Origin of the sequence: Mesorhizobium sp. M1A.F.Ca.IN.020.03.2.1 (assembly GCF_004023205.1) — a bacterium.
Classification (GTDB): domain Bacteria; phylum Pseudomonadota; class Alphaproteobacteria; order Rhizobiales; family Rhizobiaceae; genus Mesorhizobium.
This window is the reverse complement of record NZ_RZSV01000004.1, coordinates 1-16,019: the sequence shown is the minus strand read 5'-3', so window position 1 is coordinate 16,019 and position 16,019 is coordinate 1. Positions and strand designations below refer to the sequence as shown.

Here is a 16,019-nt window from a genome sequence, read left to right as displayed (position 1 = left end):
GCTTCGCCATAGCCAATGTGGACCTTTTGCCCGCGAATTATCCGACGCCGCAGGCGCGCTACGCTCTCCGTCGCTTAGAAACCGCGCGCCATAGGCGGGGCAGGTGTGACGTTTCGCGTCGGTTTGCGGTCGAAATCCGGAAGCAGCCACCCTATTTGCGTTGAGCCATGATCAGTCGGACCGATCTTTGAATGAGCGAAGCAGCCAAAAGGCGCGCGTTGCTGCTCCTCAATCCCAAGGCTCGGCGCGGCCAGGAGATGCTCGCGCCAATTGTGGAGCGGCTGGGGCGAGGTCGGCTTTCCGTCACTGTTGAGATGTTCGAGGCGTTGCCTGAAATCGCGCGAGACATCGTTCGCTTACGCCATATGGCCGATCTTGTGGTCGTGTGCGGTGGTGATGGTTCGGTGTCCTCGGCGGCGACGGCGATCATGGAAAGCGGCCTGCCGATGGGCATCATTCCTATGGGGACGGCGAATGACCTTGCTCGCACGCTCAACATTCCGATGGATCTCCTGCAGGCCGCCGATGTGATCGCGCGCGGCCGGACTCGGCTGATCGATGTCGGGACGGTCAACGGTCATGCCTTTTTCAACGTCGCAAGTATCGGACTCAGCACCGAACTGGCGCAGGGTCTTGACCCCGCACTGAAGAAGCGCTTCGGCAGGCTGGGCTATGCGCTGGCGGCGATGAAAGTGTTGACCCGGGCCGCGCGGTTTCACGCGAAGATTACCGAGAAAGGCGCGGCGATCGAGGTGGAAACCTACCAGATCGCGGTTGGAAACGGTCGGCACTACGGCGGCGGCAACGTGGTGGAAGAAACGGCCGAAATCGATGACGGACATCTCGATCTCTATAGCTTGGAAATGACGAACCTCTGGAAGCTGGCTTTGATGCTCCGCTCTTTCCGTTCTGGAACGCATGGCGCATGGCGTGAGGTGCGCACGGCCAGGTGCGTCGAGTTCGACATCGAGACGCGGAAGGCGATGCCGGTCAACACCGATGGCGAGATCGTCACGTCGACACCGGCCCATTTCAAGGTTCACCCCAAGGCGATCTCGGTCTTCGCGCCGGATCGCGCCGTGTGAGCGCCCCGTCTTACGGTTTGATCAGTTTCCAGTGCCTCGCCTTGCGCTCGATCAGCGGCAGAGCACGAATGTGCTCGCCGTTGAGGAGAGAAGGTCGAAAGCGACGAAGGCGAGCCTGGGCGTTCCAGGTCATGCGCGAATGGATGGCATGGAAGTTCGGCCGTCCGTCGGGATCCCGCGTGATCATCTCGCCGTCGATGATGAAGGACTCGGGTGTTCGGTTAGCGCGGTCCAAAAGAACGGCCGCCCCTGATGCTCTCGCTGGCCGGCTGACCTACTTTAAGCTAGCGAAGCTTGCGCCCGGGCACCGCCTTTTTGGATCAATGCTGGAAGCGGGACCGGCCGAAAGTTCCAAGCATCTACGCCAACGTCGTACTGGCGTGGAAGCGGCTTAAGCTTCCCATGCGAGTGACCGTGCAAATTGATCGACTTCTTGCCCATCTGATTCCAGGTGCGGAACGGATAGTGGCACAGGATGAGAAGCACCCCATTGAACCTGAGTTCCGCGTAATGCTGAATACTGGCCCATCCGTCGGCGGCGGTCGTTTCGTCCGGGTCATTGTTGCCGATGATCAGGTTCTTGCGCCCATTGAGGCGCGACAGAAGTGCCTCCCCGCCTGCTTTGCCGTGGCGCGCGAAGTCGCCAAGATGCCAGACCTCGTCGTCAGGCGTGACGGTCTCGTTCCAGAAAGAGATCAGCGCTTCGTCATGTTCGGCAAGCGATGCGAAAGGCCGCCGGTCAATCCGTAGGATGCGGGCATCATTGAAATGCGTGTCGCTCGTAAAAAATAGCATCAGGGCATGCCGGCAATGCAGATCGAAACCCACCCTGGGCCTAAGGCTAGCAGCCTTCGGCCCTTAAGGATCTTACCATTCGCACAATGATCCGATCATAAGGCGTTTTCTCCGATCTGCTGTAGTTGATCGTGAAAAGCGCGGCGCGGTCATCACAGACCCTGATGGCGCGAACATATCGGATCTCGCCGTTGTTGATCCCTGAATAGCTGGCCCAGGTCGAGGTCAGGCGCCGGTACGTCAACTTCCAGCCGGCCTTTTCGTCTTCCAGCATGCGATGCTCGATCTCGGCCCGAAAGCTGGCTCTTCCAAGTCTGGCGCCCCACACGGCAAGAAACGCGTCTTGTTCGCCTTGGAATGCAGCACCCTGATCCGAATGCTGGGTGAGGACGAAACCAGGCGGAACATCGAATGTGAAGCCCAGTTGCCGGACCCCAAACGGCTGCCACTCCTGGGCCTGAAGAGAGGCGGTGCAAAAAAGAAAAGTAAATATACTGAACGCAACCCGCATCGGCTTGATTTAGCGCCGCTTCATAGGGCGTCCAGATCAGTTGGGGCCCCCCGGCCCACCATCTGGTGATCCATCGCAGAGCTGCAGCGGCGTTCGGGCCATGATCTCGACGGACAAGCCTGGCTTGGCGCAAGTGTGTCGCCGGACTTTGCGGGAAGCTGCCGTGGACCCGCAACCGTCGATGCGGCACACCAGCCGCCAAGCTAACTCCAAGCCTGAATCGGCCGCCGTTCAGGCCCGAGCGGAAAAACTGGGGCGCAGGTCTGCTTCAGGAAAAGCTGGGCGTATACGTCCCGTTCTTCGGCTGTGATGCCTTGCTCGCGAGTCAATTGCTTGAAGGCTTCTCGCAACTGATCGAGGTCGAACGTTGAAATGTGTTTGGAGGTAGTCATTGCGCACCTAGGGGTGATGTTCCACTCATTTCTTGGCAGCTCGCGAGAGGCCTTGCGAAGGCTTGGCTTCCTGTCGGGTTCGCTTGCGCTGCTGTCTCCCAACGCGACGGCAATAGCCGACGCCACGTCGCACCGAACTGCGTTCAGCGAGGCTTGTTCCGCTGAACGGCTTGTCTTCTTTCTAATATTAGCAAAGTCTTTATGAAGGTCCCGCCGGCCCATGACTCGTTAACCATGGCAAAGGGCTTGAGCATTGGGCGACGAAGTGCATCGAGGCAATCATCATTCAGGATGACGGCCGGGCCGGTCTGTCGACCCCATCACCATCCCTACTCGATCCCAACGCCCCCCGAAAAGAAGGCCAAAGACATGGTGGATCTTATCTGGGAGCTGGCAGCGTTGCTGGTGATAGGAACGGGTAGACCAGCGGACTATTAACTCCGCCGGTCCTGGTTCGAATCCAGATTTGCAGCTAGAACTTCGTGTGAGAATTCAATTGCTTGGGATATGTCGTTTGCCGGCATCGCTGTCCGCGAGCTTCCCATACGACGATATATTAGCGAATTAACGAATCGTAGACCGCGCTGTCCTATTCTGGGACAGCGCGGACACTACCCATCGGCCGCGCAGGCGGCTCCGGCTTTCAGGCAACCCTACCCCTGGCCGGAGCCGCCACCTTTTACATACCAGCAAGGGTTGAATCAACCCTTACCAAGCATCCTTACTGGTGCATTTTGCCGATCGTTAGATTTTGAAATGTCGAGGATGTTAGCCGTACCGCGCGGGGATGATCTGCCTCCGCCGCATCCGATAGCATCCGGGAATCCGCCCCAAAGGCTTCGCCGATCATATTAGCGATCAACGATGTATTAACGACTAAGGCGCAGCCTTGCCGGATCGGGGACGAGAACCGCCCCCTGATCGACGATCCGGCGCTTTATGTGCCGAGACGTTCGACCGATGCGGAGCCAAACGCATGAGCGTCGAAACAGCGCTGGCGCAGCTGTTGCGCATGCTTCACCGTCGAGCCTTGAACCTGGCGGCGTTGCCGGACGATGAAAGACTTGCTCATTACGACCTCATCCGCCGCTCGTGCTGCGGAGCAGCCGAGCAAATCGGCCAGAGCCCCGACAATGCCGCCATCACGGCAAACAGCGTGGTCGAATTCACCCGCGCCATGGTGGGCATCATCGAGGCAAGGCGCGGGTAAGAAGGCGGCGAGGAAGAGCTGATCGGCTGTCGCGGCAAGCGGCTCATGGCAAATGGCGAAGCCGAGATCGCGCCCTTTCCCTATCTGCCTGCGCCGGCCTCTGCTCCGCCTACTCCGCCGCCGCGTATCCCGCGATGCCCTTGATCTCCAGAAAATCCTCGAGACCGTATTCGGCATATTCGCGGCCGTTGCCGGACTGCTTGTAGCCGCCGAAGGGCAGGCCGGCGTCCCACGTCGGATAGTTGATATAGACGTTGCCGGAGCGCATGCGGGCCGCGGCCTGGCGCGCCTTCTCGATGTCCTTGGCCTGGATGTAGGAGGCGAGGCCGAAGACGGTGTCGTTGGCCAGCTCGATCGCCTGCTCGACCGTGTCGTAAGGCATGATCGACAGCACCGGCCCGAAGATTTCTTCGCGCGCGATGCGCATGTCGTGCGTCACGTTGGCGAAGACGGTCGGGCGGACATAGTAGCCGCGGTTGAGCTCGGCCGGACGGCCGGGGCCGCCAGCGATCAGGGTCGCGCCTTCGTCGATGCCGCTCTGGATCAGGTCTTGAATCTTGTCGAACTGCAGCTGGCTTACCACCGGGCCGAGCTTCGTTCCCGGCGCGTCGGCCGGCCCGACGGTGAGTTTCTCCGCCGCCGTCCTGGCATAGCCGGCGGCCTCGTCATGCCGGTCGCGCGGCACGAACATGCGGGTCGGCGCGTTGCAGGACTGGCCGCTATTGCCAAAGCAGCCGGCCACGCCCTTGGTCACCGCCCTTTGCAGATCGACGTCGGGGAACAGGATGTTGGCGGATTTACCGCCGAGCTCCTGATGCACACGCTTCACCGTGTCGGCGGCCGCCTTGGCGACGAGGATGCCGGCCCGCGTCGAGCCGGTGAAGGACATCATGTCGACATCCGGATGGCTGGCCAAAGCCTGCCCGACAGTTGGGCCATCGCCGTTGACCAGGTTGAAGACGCCCTTCGGCACACCGGCCTCGTCCATGATCTCTGCGAAGATGATGGCGTCGAGCGGCGCGATCTCCGACGGCTTCAGCACCATGGTGCAGCCGGCGGCGAGCGCCGGGCCGACCTTGCAGGTGATCTGGTTGAGCGGCCAGTTCCAGGGCGTGATCAGGCCGACGACGCCGATCGGCTCCTTGACGATCAGCGAGGAGCCTTTGACATGGCGAAACTGGAAGGTCTTCAGCACCTCGGCCATCTTCTCCAGATGCGCCTGGCCGACGCCGACCTGGCTGTCCAGCGCCATCTGGCGCGGCGCGCCCATCTCGCGCGAGACGGCGAGCGCAAGGTCCTTGCTGCGCTTCTTGTAGACCTCGATGACGCGGTTGAGGATGTCGAGGCGCTCCTCGACTTCACTGAAGCCGAAAGTAGCGAAGGCGCGCCTGGCGGCAGCGACCGCCTTGTCGACATCGGCCTTGGTGCCCAGCGAGATCTGCGCGAAGGCGTCTTCGTTCGACGGATCGATGACGTCGAAATTGTTCGGCACCACCGGATCGACCCACACGCCTTCGATATAGAACTGCAGATTGTGCGACATATCTTCTCCCTTCGGCGCGCTTGGCGAGCGTCATATTCCGCCAGAGATAACGACGCGCGTATGGCAACGCAAGACAGGGTCGTTGAGCCAGCGGCGGAGCCGTACCGCAGTCCGCTAAGAGTTCAGTCCTCAAAGGAACTGGCGGCCACATAGATCGCGGCAAGCTTCTCGATGCCGGCCTGGTCTTCCTTGTCGAAGCGGCCTGGCAGCGGGCTGTCGAGATCGAGCACGCCGAAGATGCCTTCGTCGTCGCGCAAGAGCACGACCAGTTCCGAGCGCGAGTCGGCATCGCAGGCGATGTGGCCGGGAAAATCGTGCACGTCCTTGATCAGCATCGACATATCGAGATCGACCGCCGTGCCGCAGACGCCCTTGCCGACCGCTATGCGCACGCAGGCCGGCTTGCCCTGGAAGGGGCCGAGCACCAGCTCTTCGTCGGATTGAAGGAAATAGAAACCCGCCCAGTTGAGGTCGGGCACCATCTGGTAGATGAGCGCCGAGGTGTTGGCGGCGTTGGCGATCGAGTCTCGCTCGCCTTCCAGCAGCGCTTTCAATTGCCTGGCCAGCTCATCGTAGAAGGCCGGCTTGTTGCTCGTGTCGAGGGCCGTTGCCGCAAACATCCTGGTCGTTTCTCCGTTGCTAAGGCGCTGAAGCGCCCGCTACAGTTTGGCCTTATCTGCCACCAATGCTGCGCGCGGGAAATACACAAGTCGTGAGCGCCATTCTCGCCAACCGAAAACGCGACCGCGCGCAGCCGGAGGCAGGCGAGACCCCGCTCACCTTTGCGGTGCTGGTCTTTCCCGGCTTTCCGATGATGGCGTTTTCTTCTGTCATCGAGCCGCTGCGCGGCGCCAACATTCTTGCGAAGCGCGACTGCTACCGATGGGTGATCGTCGGCGCGGATCAGGGCACGGTCGAAGCCTCCAACGGCGTCGTCATCCAGCCCGGCTTCTCGGCCGCCAACGCACCGAAGGTCGATCGCATCGTCGTCTGCTCGGGCGGCGATGCCGACCATGTCGTGGCCGACGAGGCGATGAGCTGGATCCGCAAAAGCCTGCGCGGTGGCGCGCATATCGGCGCGGTGGCGGATGCGGCGTTCTTCCTCGCCCGCGCCGGCCTGCTCGACGGCCATGCCTGCACCTTGCACTGGACCAGCCGGGCCGCTTTCACCGAGGCGTTTCCCGACATCGAGCTCAGGCGCGATCTCTTCGTCATCGACCGCAAGCGTTTTACCTCGGCCGGCGGCGTCGGCAGCCTCGACATGATGCTGGAGATCATCACGCGCGACTACGGCGCCGAGCTTGCCGCTGGTGTCGCGGAATGGTTCGTGCACTCTCCCCTGCGGTCGAGCGTCGACCGCAAGCTGATGCCGCTGCGCCTGCGCACCGGGGTGCAGAACGAGCTGGTGCTGTCGGCGATCGCCATCATGGAGGACGCGGTCGAGGAACGGCTCGGCATGGCGGAGCTGGCTGAGCGGCTTGGGGTCTCGCCCGACAAGCTCGAGCGCAATTTCCGCGCCGAGCTGGATATCTCGCCGAACGGCTATTACCGGCGGCTCAGGCTGAAGCGCGCCGCCGATCTGCTGGCGCATTCGACGCTGATGGTGCGCGATGTTGCGCTGGCCTGCGGTTTTGCTTCGATGTCGAGTTTCGCGCGGGCTTTCAAGGAGGAGCATGGGCAGGCGCCGAAGGCGATGCGGCGGCGGTAGGATCAGAGTTCAACGTCCGGTTTGCCAGTTTCCGACCGGACTTTGACAGGCGGCGATTTCTCGGCGGCGACGTTGGGCCTTGCCTCTTCATAGGTCGCCGCGACATCCCAGATCACCCCTTGGCGATTGGAAGAAGGCGGAAGGTCCAATGTCGGGAATGCTTTGTTGATTTTGTTGATAGCCCAAACCAATCCGACGATAATGCCGAAATATGCCGCCAGACATGCGAGCATGGTTGTGTTGCCAAAATCGTCGGCCAGCCAATGCAGAATCGGCTGAATATAGGCCAGAAGGCAGAAGCTGAAAAAAAGCAGGATGTATAAGGGGCCAAGCGCTATTCGATAATCCACGGTGTGGTCCGCAATACCAGATTATTCAGCGACTTTACCACAAAGTCTCAAAGCTGATGAGGCATCGAGCAGAATTTTAGCGGTTGCAGTTCCACACGGCCAGCGGCATCCGGCACAGCATGAGCGGCTTTCCGCACAATACCTTCTCCCCTCCTGCGCCATGGTCGGCATTTACAACCTACTCAAGGCCAGGCACCCATGAGCATCGTCGTTTTCGATCCCGACAGCACCGAGGATGTGGACTTCAAGGACCGCATGCGCCATCCGGCCGCGGCCGATCCCGCCGGCGGCATGTGGCTCTCCGACACCGAGCCGTCCTTCATCGACGCTGACGCTCTGCGCAAGGGGCGGCTCGCCAAACTGCGCGCCTGGATGCGCGAGGCGGGCTATGGCGGCGTCGTGCTGTTCGACCCCTATAACCAGCGCTACGCCACCGGCTCGCGCAACATGTTCGGCTATTTCCTGCGCAATTCGACCCGCTACTTCTTCATCCCGACCGATGGGCCAATCGTGCTGTTCGAATATCCGCAGAGCTACCATGTCTCGATGGTGCTCGACACGATCGACGAGGCGCGTCCTTCCAAGCTCGTCTGGTCCTCCGTCTCCGGTCGCGACGACGAGACGGCGGGGCCGTTCGCCGACGAGATCACCGAGCTTCTGAAGAGGCATGGCGGCGGCTCGATGAAGCTCGGCCTCGACCGCTGCAGCCATCTGCAGGCGGTGGCTCTGGAAAAGCGCGGCTGCGAGGTGAAGGACTGCCAGGGCGAGATTCTTGCCGTGCGCGCGGTGAAAACGCCGGAGGAGGTGAGATGCCTGCAGGCTTCCATGGCCGGAGCCGAAGCCGCGGTGGCCGCCGTGCGCGAGGCGATCAAGCCCGGCGTTTCCGAAAACGAGCTCTTCGCCATTATGTATCACGAGGTGATCCGCCAGGGCGGCGAGTTCATCGAGACCCGGCTGCTGACTTCAGGACAGCGCACCAATCCGTGGTTCAACGAGGCGAGCGGCCGCAAGATCAGGCCGGGCGAGCTGGTCGCGCTCGATACCGACACCATCGGCTGCTACGGCTATTATTCCGACTTCTCGCGCACCTTCCGCTGCGGCCCGGGCAAGCCGACGCCCTACCAGAAATCGCTCTACCGCATGGCGCACGACCAGGTGCAGCACAACATTTCCATCGTGAAACCCGGCATGGCCTTCCGCGAGATCGCCGAGAGGGCCTGGAAAATCCCGGACCGCTTCGTCGACCAGCGCTATACCTCGGTCATGCACGGCGTCGGCATGCATGGCGAGACGCCCTTCATCGCCCACGCGATGGATTACGAGACGTACGGCCGCGACGGCATGATCGTGCCGGGCATGGTGGTGAGCGTCGAAAGCTATATCGGCGAGAAAGGCGGCCGCGAGGGCGTCAAGCTGGAGGACGAGATTCTTATTACCGAAACGGGGACCGAGCTGCTTTCGCGGTTTCCTTATGAGGATGAGTTTCTGGAATGAGCGGTTTGATGCCGATACGCTCTGTTGGAGCCGCCCATACATTGTCGCAGGCGTTCGAGATTGGCCGCCGCACTCATGTCGTCGTCATCCTCGGGCGAAGCAAGGAGCGAAGCGACGCGGCGCAGGCCATAGGATCCATTCCGTTACGTCGGAGCGCCGCAACGGTGCAGAATTCTGTTAGGCCGAACTCTTCGATCAAGGTAACGGAATGGATTCCAGGGTCTTCGCGACGCCGCTTCGCGGCTGCTTCGCGCTGGAATGACGAAGCTGATACGCTGCGGCACATTCCGACGCGCCGCGGCACCCCTTCGAGAGCATCCGCATGAAATCCCCCATTTCCATCCGGCGCGGCACGGTGGCCGCGGTGTTCATCGATCTCCAGGAGGAGCATCGCAAGGACAAGCGCTATCTGGTCGAGGGCTTTGCCGACATCCTCGCCAACGTCCAACGCCTGCAGGAGGCGGCGCGGCGGAATTTCGTGCCGCTCTATCATTGGGCCTATATTGTCGACCTCGCCGAGGCGCGGCCGTTCCATCCGCTCGACGAGAGCGGCAAGTCGGCCTTCTCCGACAAGGACGATCCGCTGACGGCGATCTGCCATGAAGTGGCGCCGCAAAACGGCGAAGCCATGTTGCTCAAGCAGGAAGCGAGCGTCTTCGGCAAGAACGATTTTGGCGACAAGCTCGAAGCGGCCGGAATCGAATGGTTGGTGATTGCCGGCGTGTGGACCGAAGCCTGCATCGACGCCACAGTGAAGGATGCGGTGACGCGCGGTTTTCGCGTGCTGCTGGTCAAGGACGCCTGCGGCAGCGGCAGCAGCGCCATGCACCAGACCGGCATTCTCAACCTCGCCAACCGCCTCTATGGCGGCGCCGTGACCAACACGCTCGACGCTTGCCGGCTGATGGCAGGCGACACGGTGAGCGTGTGGCAGGTCGAGGGATCGGTGCCGCTGCGCTTCACCTTCGAGAATGCGGCGCAACTTTACGCAGAGCTCTGACCGCGAAGACCGGAGACCCAGCCGCCCGGCAAGGCGCAGCAATTATGCGCGTCAGCCAACTTTAGCCTGCGGAACAGCGCACAAGAATTGCGGAAAACCAAACATTTCGTCGCGGAAAGCGGACCTATGATCCCCTCGCAGGCAACGGCGCCCGGCGGCCGTATCCGCCTCCGCGCCTGACGGCAAGGGGGCGCCCCTGGGCTTCGTGCAGGTCGTTGCCGCCAAAAGCCGCCGCGCGGGCGACCTGCACCAACAATAGAGGGAACGACAATGAAATTCATGCTGACCGACAGAAAACTGCACCCGCGGGCAAAGCCGACCGCGGGTGATTTCAAGAAGGGCGCGATCAGCCGGCGCGAGTATCTGGCGCTTATGGCCGGCTTGGGCGTCAGCGCCGCCGGCGCGCTGGCGTTGGGTGGGCTTGCCCCCTCGCCTGCCCGCGCCGAGGAGCCGAAGCGCGGCGGGGTCCTGCGCGTCGCCATGAACGTGAAGGGCTTCAAGGATCCGCGCACTTTCGACGGCGTCGAGATGTCGAATGTGGCGCGTCACTGCAACGAATATCTGGTGCGCTGGAAAACCGACTTCACCTTCGAGCCCTGGCTGCTCGAAAACTGGGAGACCAGCGACGACGCCAAGACGATCACGCTTCACGTGCGCAAAGGCATCACCTGGTCGAACGGCGACACTTTCAACGCCGACGACGTGATCCACAACCTCAACCGCTGGTGCGATGCCTCGGTCGCCGGCAATTCGGTCGCCGCGCGCATGGGCGCGCTGGTCAACGCCGACACCAAGAAGCCGGTCGACGGCGGCATCCAGAAAGTCGACGACTACACCGTCAAGCTCAACCTGCCAAAGCCCGACATCTCGCTGATCGCCGGCATGGCCGACTATCCGGCGCTGATCATGCACCGCTCCTATGAAGGCGATGCCGATCCGAAGAAGGCTTTGGCCATCACCACCGGCCCGTGCGCGCTGGTGAGTTGGGACGCCGAGACCGGTGCGGAGGTGAAGCGCAAGGACAAGCCTTGGTGGAAGGGCGAGTTCTATCTCGACGGCATCAAGTGGGTCGACTACGGCTCCGATCCCAACGCCATGCTGTCGGCCTTCGAATCCGGCGAGATCGACACCGACCACGAGACCGCCTCGGACGCCGTGTCGCAGACCGAGCAGATGGGGCTCGAAAATTCCGAGATCGCGACCGGCTCGACCATCGTCGCCCGCTTCAATGTCGGCAACGCGCCCTATGACGACGTCAAGGTGCGCCGTGCCGCCCAGCTTGCCGTCGACAATGCGGCCGTGCTGAAGCTCGGCCTCGACGGCAGGGGCAAGCCCGCCGATAACCACCATGTCGGACCGATGCATCCCGAATTCGCCGATATCGGCCCGGCCAAGCGCGATGTCGACGCGGCGAAGAAGCTGTTGGCCGAATCCGGCAAGGCCGACCACGAATACGAGCTGATCTCGGTCGACGTCGAATGGCAAAAGAGCACCGCCGACGCGATCGCCGCCCAGATCCGCGAGGCCGGCCTCAAGATCAAGCGCACCGTGCTGCCGGCTGCCACCTTCTGGAACGACTGGAGCAAGTTCCCCTACTCCTGCACCGAATGGCTCGGCCGTCCGCTCGGCGTCCAGGTGCTGGCCCTGGCCTATAAATCAGGCGCGGCCTGGAACGAAAGCGCTTATTCGAACAAGGAGTTCGACGAGCTTCTCGATAAAGCACTTGCGACCCCGGATGCCGCCCAGCGCAAGGAGATCATGGCCAAGATCGAGCAGAATTTGCGCGACTCCGGCATCATCATCCAGCCCTACTGGCGCTCGGTCTACCGCACCTACCGCAAGGGCGTGCATGGCTGCGAGCAGCACCAGGCGCTCGAGCAGCATTTCGAGACGGTTTGGCTCGAGTCCTGATTCCTCCCAGGACCGATCGCGACGATCTGGGCCTCAGCGGCGCCGTGCAGCGCTGCGCCCAGCATCCGGACAATGTCTGGGCGCTACACGGGCTGGTCGAATGCCTGAAGCGGCGCCGCGAGAGCGAGGAGCTGCCGGGCTTGCAGGCGAAACTTGCTTTGGCGCTGACCAAGGCGGACGTGCCGATCACATCGTCATGCCTCTGCCGCACGAGCGTGCAGGCAGACCACTGCTGTTGTCGTTGAGACAGCGGGCGGCCGCCCTCAAAGTGGAAGGCGGCTGGGCCGTTGCTAAGAGAAGATTTTCGCCAATTCGTCGACGCTGGTGCCTTCCTTGACTTGGCGCAGTTCGACATAGCTGACCGCGGTGGCGACGGAGAGCACCATCGAGACGACGGCCTGCACCACGGCGGCGCCCAGTTCGGCGAGGATCCCGCCGAAGAGAAGCAGCACCACCAGGATCCCCCACTGGATGACCATCGCGATGATGACCAGGATGAGGAAGAGGCCGAACAGCGACCAGCGATTGCCTTTGGTCAGCGCTCGGCTGCGCGACATCGAGCCGAATACGCCCAACCGCTCCTGGATGAGAACGGGAACCGACATCGACCAGCCAAGCCACAGGATGATGCCGGGGACGATCAGCGCTATCATAGCAAGCGCTGAGCCGATGCCGACGAGCAGGCCGATCGCGAGCGTCGGCAACAGGAAGCGGATGGCAATCTGCACGCTGTCGCCGAAGGATGGCCGCCTTCCGTTCAGATCCTCGATCGTTGCCCGCACCAGCGACGACTGGAGCAGCAGCGTGAAGACGAAGGAAATCAATCCCGCGAGGATGCTGAGATAGGAGTTGCGCAGCATCGCGTTCGGATCCGCCATGGCACTCGGATCGCCATTCATCACCGCTTCCATCTGCGGTTGGGTCCATAACCTGATGAGCAGCGTCGGCAGGCCGGCAAACAAAAGCCCCAGCCCGACGCAGAGTCCTATGTTGCGCGTGATGACGGCAAAAGTGCTGTTGAACACCCTGCCGATTTCGAATCTGCCTGGTCGTCCCAATGTCGCAGTGGTCATGATAGCTTTCCCCCGAGCCGCTGCCGAATCCAATTCGGCAACTTCAAAGTAAATCTGCCAAGAACGGCGGGCCCCGTCCAGTGGACTTGCAATTGTTTCGGGTATTCCCGGTGTCAGCCAGAACCGCCGACTGCAGCAAAGCTCACGGTCGCGCTCTGATTTGAGGCCAGGAAGGCGATTTTGCAGGACAGGCAGGCTCTCAGCGGGGGCTGCCGCTCACCAGCACTTCGGCCGGCCTCGCCAGCATCCCAGACTACGAGAATATCTCCGCCAGTTCATCGACGCCGGTGCCTTCCTTGACCTGGCGCAGTTCGACATAGCTGACCGCGGCTGCGACGGAACCCACCATCGAGCCGATGCTCTGGACCATGGCGGCCACGACGGCGGCGACGATGCCATGGAATAGATAAACGACCACTCCGGTGATGGATTGCATCACAAGCCCCATGATGACCAGGATCACGAAAAGGCCAAACAGAGCCCAGCGGCTGCCTTTGGCCAGGGCGCGGCTGCGCGACATCGAGCCGAAGACGCCCAAGCGCTCCTGAATGAGCACCGGTATTGCCACCGACCAGCCGAGCCCGAGGATGATTCCGGGCACCAGCAAGGCAATCGAGGCCGCGCCCACGCCGAGCGCTACAAGCAGACCTATGGCGACCGTGGGCAACAGGAAGCGGATCGCTGTTGCGATGGAATCCCCGAAAGTCGGCTTCTTGCCGTTCATGTCCTCGATCGCCACCCGGACGAGGCTCGACTGCAACAGAACCGCAAAGGCGAGATAAAGTATTACAATGACCGCAGTTCCAATGATGAAGCCGAGCTTGTGGTTCGTGATAGCCGCGGCGAAATTCGCCGGATTTCCAGTATGGGAATTCAGACCCACGTGCTGGGTGACCAGTTGTGGCATAAGTTGGGTGACCAGTTGCGGTAGTCCTGAAAACAGCGCCGCAAGACCAACGCAGAGTACAATGTTACGACCGATCACGGAGAAAGTGTTGTTGAACACTCGGCCGATCTGAAAATTCTCCGGCCGTACCAACGCGGCTGAAGTCATGACGCCCTCCCCTGCTCGGCCGCTCTGCGCCAGCCTATGGCCCCAAAGCAAATCTGCCAGTATTGACGAGACGAGTCCAATCACTTGCAATTGTCCTGCGGTATTGCCAGTGTCGAACCCGTGGGTAGCAGGGGAGCGAGTTGGTGACAGCGGCACAGCCGGCCACAGCGGACGCCGAATGGCTGGCCAAGATGCACAAGCAGCTGCTGGCGGACGATACGATCCAGTTTGACCTGCCGGGGCTGGTGCGGCCGGAACCGCCGGAATGGCTTAAGCCTTTTCTGGAAGCCCTGGCAAAGCTTGGCCCCTACATGATCTATCTGTTCTGGGGCGCGGTGATCATCGGCGCCGCGATCATCGTGTTCCTGCTCGTGCTCGAGGCGAAGGGCATCGCCTGGCGGCTGCCATGGCGGCGCCCCGGCAAGGAGGACGAGACGAAGGAGGAATGGCGCCCGGATGCCGGCGCGGCTCAGATCCTGCTCTCCGAAGCCGATGCGCTCGCCGCGCGCGGCGACTATGACGAGGCGGTGCATCTGCTGCTCCGGCGCAGCGTTGCCGACATCGCCAGCCGCCTGCCCGACTTCCTGCGCCCGTCGCTGACCGCGCGCGACATCGCCGCCGCAGGTTCCATCCCGTCCCGCCCCCGCGCTGCCTTCAGTGAGATCGCGCGCATCGTCGAGGCTGCCTTGTTCGCTCGCCGGCCGGTCGGCGCCGAGGGCTGGCAGCAGGCGCGCTGCGCCTATGAGCGCTTTGCCTTCCGGGATGCCTGGGCATGAGCGCGGAGGCGACAGAGGCACAAGAGCCGTTCAGCCGCAGGACGCTGTTCTGGGGCATCTTCGCCAGCCTGCTCGCGGCCGCCGGATTCTTCCTGCTCTCGACCTACGCTCCGGACTTTCGTCAGCCCGAGGGCGGCGCAACACCGCTCTCCAAGGGCGGCACCGGCTATGCCGGGCTCGTGGAATGGCTGAAGCTCACCAACGGGCAGGCGCCGCCCATGGCGCGCGGGGAGAAGGATCTGCAATCTCCCCTGGCATCCACATTCCTGCTGATCGTCACCATCGCGCCCAACAGCGACCCGGCGGCGCTTCAGCGCATCATCAAGCTCCGCTTGGGCAAGCACACGCTTTTCGTGCTGCCCAAATGGGTCACCTTTCCGCAGCCGGGCCAGGAGGGCTGGGAGACGAAAGTCGAGCGGCTGCCCGCAACGGCGGTCAACGACTGGCTCGGTCGCCTCGCCAAGGCCAAGCTCGGCGACGGCAAGCCATCGGTCGATCGGATCGATGTAGAGGGGCGCAAGATCGCCGTGCCCGAGGAGTTGCAATGGGTAGCCGACAATCATCCGCTGATTGCGGCGGGTGACGGCAAGGCTGTTCTCACCGAACTCGACAGCGAACCCTTCTACATCCTGACCGATCCCGATCTCATCAACAACGCGGCGCTGAAGGATCCGCAAAAGGCGGCAGCGGCGCTCGACATGATCGCCATGCTGGAGCCCGCCAAGGGCGCGGTTATGTTCGACCTGACGCTTCACGGCATCGGCCAGAACTACGATCTCGGCAAGCTCCTGGTCGAACCGCCCTTCCTGGCGCTGACGCTGTCGGTGCTGGTGGCGGCTGCCCTCGCCTTCCTGCACGGGCTCGGCCGCTTCGGGCCGCCACGCACCGAGGGTCGCGCCATCGCCTTCGGCAAGCAGGCGCTGGTCGACACCACGGCAATGCTCCTGAAGCGGGCAGGACGGCTGCAGGAACTCGGCGACCGCTATGCCGCGCTGATGCGCCAGCGCGCCGCCGCGCTGCTTGGCGCGCCGCACGGGCTGCAGGGTGAAGCGCTGGACCGCTGGCTGGATTCCCGCGACAAAAATGAGGCGAACGGCTTCACCGCACGGTTCAAGGC

The 16,019-nt window shown here is 62.4% G+C and carries 16 protein-coding genes and 1 pseudogene; 9 read left to right on the top strand and 8 right to left on the bottom strand.

Annotated features, from left to right (window positions below):
• Window positions 1–191 precede the first annotated feature (191 nt).
• Window positions 192–1,085: a lipid kinase gene (locus tag EOA79_RS01405; RefSeq protein ID WP_067329930.1), complete on the top strand. Its 894-nt coding sequence runs from the start codon at window positions 192–194 to the stop codon at window positions 1,083–1,085.
• Window positions 1,086–1,095: 10 nt separating this feature from the next.
• Here the strand turns inward: EOA79_RS01405 and EOA79_RS01400 are convergent, their stop codons facing one another.
• Genes EOA79_RS01400 through EOA79_RS01390 form a run of 3 tightly spaced genes read right to left on the bottom strand, consistent with a single transcriptional unit; the run spans window position 1,096 to window position 2,391 of the window.
• The gene (locus EOA79_RS01400) at window positions 1,096–1,320 is read right to left on the bottom strand and encodes a hypothetical protein (RefSeq protein WP_067329928.1); all 225 of its coding nucleotides are present in this window, start codon (window positions 1,318–1,320) and stop codon (window positions 1,096–1,098) included.
• Window positions 1,321–1,364: 44 nt separating this feature from the next.
• A complete protein-coding gene (locus tag EOA79_RS01395; RefSeq protein WP_067329925.1) occupies window positions 1,365–1,880 on the bottom strand; it encodes a metallophosphoesterase in 516 nt (171 codons plus the stop codon).
• A 46-nt stretch (window positions 1,881–1,926) separates the two neighbouring features.
• On the bottom strand, window positions 1,927–2,391 hold the full coding sequence (locus EOA79_RS01390; RefSeq protein WP_067329922.1) for a hypothetical protein: 465 nt from the start codon (window positions 2,389–2,391) through the stop codon (window positions 1,927–1,929).
• A 1,368-nt stretch (window positions 2,392–3,759) separates the two neighbouring features.
• Here EOA79_RS01390 and EOA79_RS01385 point away from each other — a divergent pair.
• Window positions 3,760–3,993, top strand: coding sequence for a hypothetical protein (locus EOA79_RS01385; protein WP_067329916.1), 234 nt, complete (start codon window positions 3,760–3,762; stop codon window positions 3,991–3,993).
• Between the two features lie 109 nt (window positions 3,994–4,102).
• Here EOA79_RS01385 and EOA79_RS01380 read toward each other — a convergent pair whose 3' ends face one another.
• Together EOA79_RS01380 and EOA79_RS01375 are read right to left on the bottom strand one after the other, a co-directional pair.
• A complete protein-coding gene (locus EOA79_RS01380; protein ID WP_095801246.1) occupies window positions 4,103–5,536 on the bottom strand; it encodes an aldehyde dehydrogenase family protein in 1,434 nt (477 codons plus the stop codon).
• A gap of 122 nt (window positions 5,537–5,658) precedes the next feature.
• Window positions 5,659–6,156, bottom strand: coding sequence for a GAF domain-containing protein (locus EOA79_RS01375; RefSeq protein WP_067000588.1), 498 nt, complete (start codon window positions 6,154–6,156; stop codon window positions 5,659–5,661).
• 191 nt (window positions 6,157–6,347) lie between these two features.
• Here EOA79_RS01375 and EOA79_RS01370 point away from each other — a divergent pair, with 191 nt between their 5' ends.
• Window positions 6,348–7,244 carry a GlxA family transcriptional regulator gene (locus EOA79_RS01370; RefSeq protein ID WP_245322394.1) on the top strand — a complete coding sequence of 299 codons (897 nt, stop codon included), beginning with the start codon at window positions 6,348–6,350 and terminating at the stop codon, window positions 7,242–7,244.
• A gap of 2 nt (window positions 7,245–7,246) precedes the next feature.
• On the opposite strand, the gene EOA79_RS01365 is transcribed toward EOA79_RS01370, so the two are convergent.
• A complete protein-coding gene (locus EOA79_RS01365) occupies window positions 7,247–7,594 on the bottom strand; it encodes a hypothetical protein (RefSeq protein ID WP_067329908.1) in 348 nt (115 codons plus the stop codon).
• Window positions 7,595–7,792: 198 nt separating this feature from the next.
• On the opposite strand from EOA79_RS01365, the gene EOA79_RS01360 reads away from it, so the two are divergent.
• From EOA79_RS01360 to EOA79_RS01345, 4 genes and pseudogenes are all read left to right on the top strand, one after another.
• A complete protein-coding gene (locus tag EOA79_RS01360) occupies window positions 7,793–9,088 on the top strand; it encodes a Xaa-Pro peptidase family protein (protein WP_095801245.1) in 1,296 nt (431 codons plus the stop codon).
• 322 nt (window positions 9,089–9,410) lie between these two features.
• Window positions 9,411–10,088 (top strand): isochorismatase family protein, encoded by a 678-nt coding sequence (locus EOA79_RS01355; RefSeq protein ID WP_095824761.1) that lies wholly within the window; start codon window positions 9,411–9,413, stop codon window positions 10,086–10,088.
• A gap of 270 nt (window positions 10,089–10,358) precedes the next feature.
• Window positions 10,359–11,999 carry an ABC transporter substrate-binding protein gene (locus EOA79_RS01350; RefSeq protein WP_095824762.1) on the top strand — a complete coding sequence of 547 codons (1,641 nt, stop codon included), beginning with the start codon at window positions 10,359–10,361 and terminating at the stop codon, window positions 11,997–11,999.
• Between the two features lie 17 nt (window positions 12,000–12,016).
• Window positions 12,017–12,244 (top strand): annotated as a pseudogene (locus tag EOA79_RS01345) (hypothetical protein); the annotation flags it as partial.
• A gap of 45 nt (window positions 12,245–12,289) precedes the next feature.
• Here EOA79_RS01345 and EOA79_RS01340 read toward each other — a convergent pair.
• Both EOA79_RS01340 and EOA79_RS01335 read right to left on the bottom strand, forming a co-directional pair.
• Window positions 12,290–13,072 (bottom strand): hypothetical protein, encoded by a 783-nt coding sequence (locus EOA79_RS01340; protein WP_095783213.1) that lies wholly within the window; start codon window positions 13,070–13,072, stop codon window positions 12,290–12,292.
• Between the two features lie 253 nt (window positions 13,073–13,325).
• Window positions 13,326–14,126 (bottom strand): hypothetical protein, encoded by an 801-nt coding sequence (locus EOA79_RS01335; protein ID WP_127335086.1) that lies wholly within the window; start codon window positions 14,124–14,126, stop codon window positions 13,326–13,328.
• A 143-nt stretch (window positions 14,127–14,269) separates the two neighbouring features.
• On the opposite strand from EOA79_RS01335, the gene EOA79_RS01330 reads away from it, so the two are divergent.
• Complete coding sequence (locus EOA79_RS01330; protein WP_095824864.1) at window positions 14,270–14,902, top strand: DUF4129 domain-containing protein; 633 nt, start codon at window positions 14,270–14,272, stop codon at window positions 14,900–14,902.
• Window positions 14,899–16,019 (top strand): DUF4350 domain-containing protein (locus EOA79_RS01325; RefSeq protein ID WP_128292707.1); only part of this gene is annotated, 1,121 nt, incomplete at its 3' end. The genes EOA79_RS01330 and EOA79_RS01325, both read left to right, overlap by 4 nt.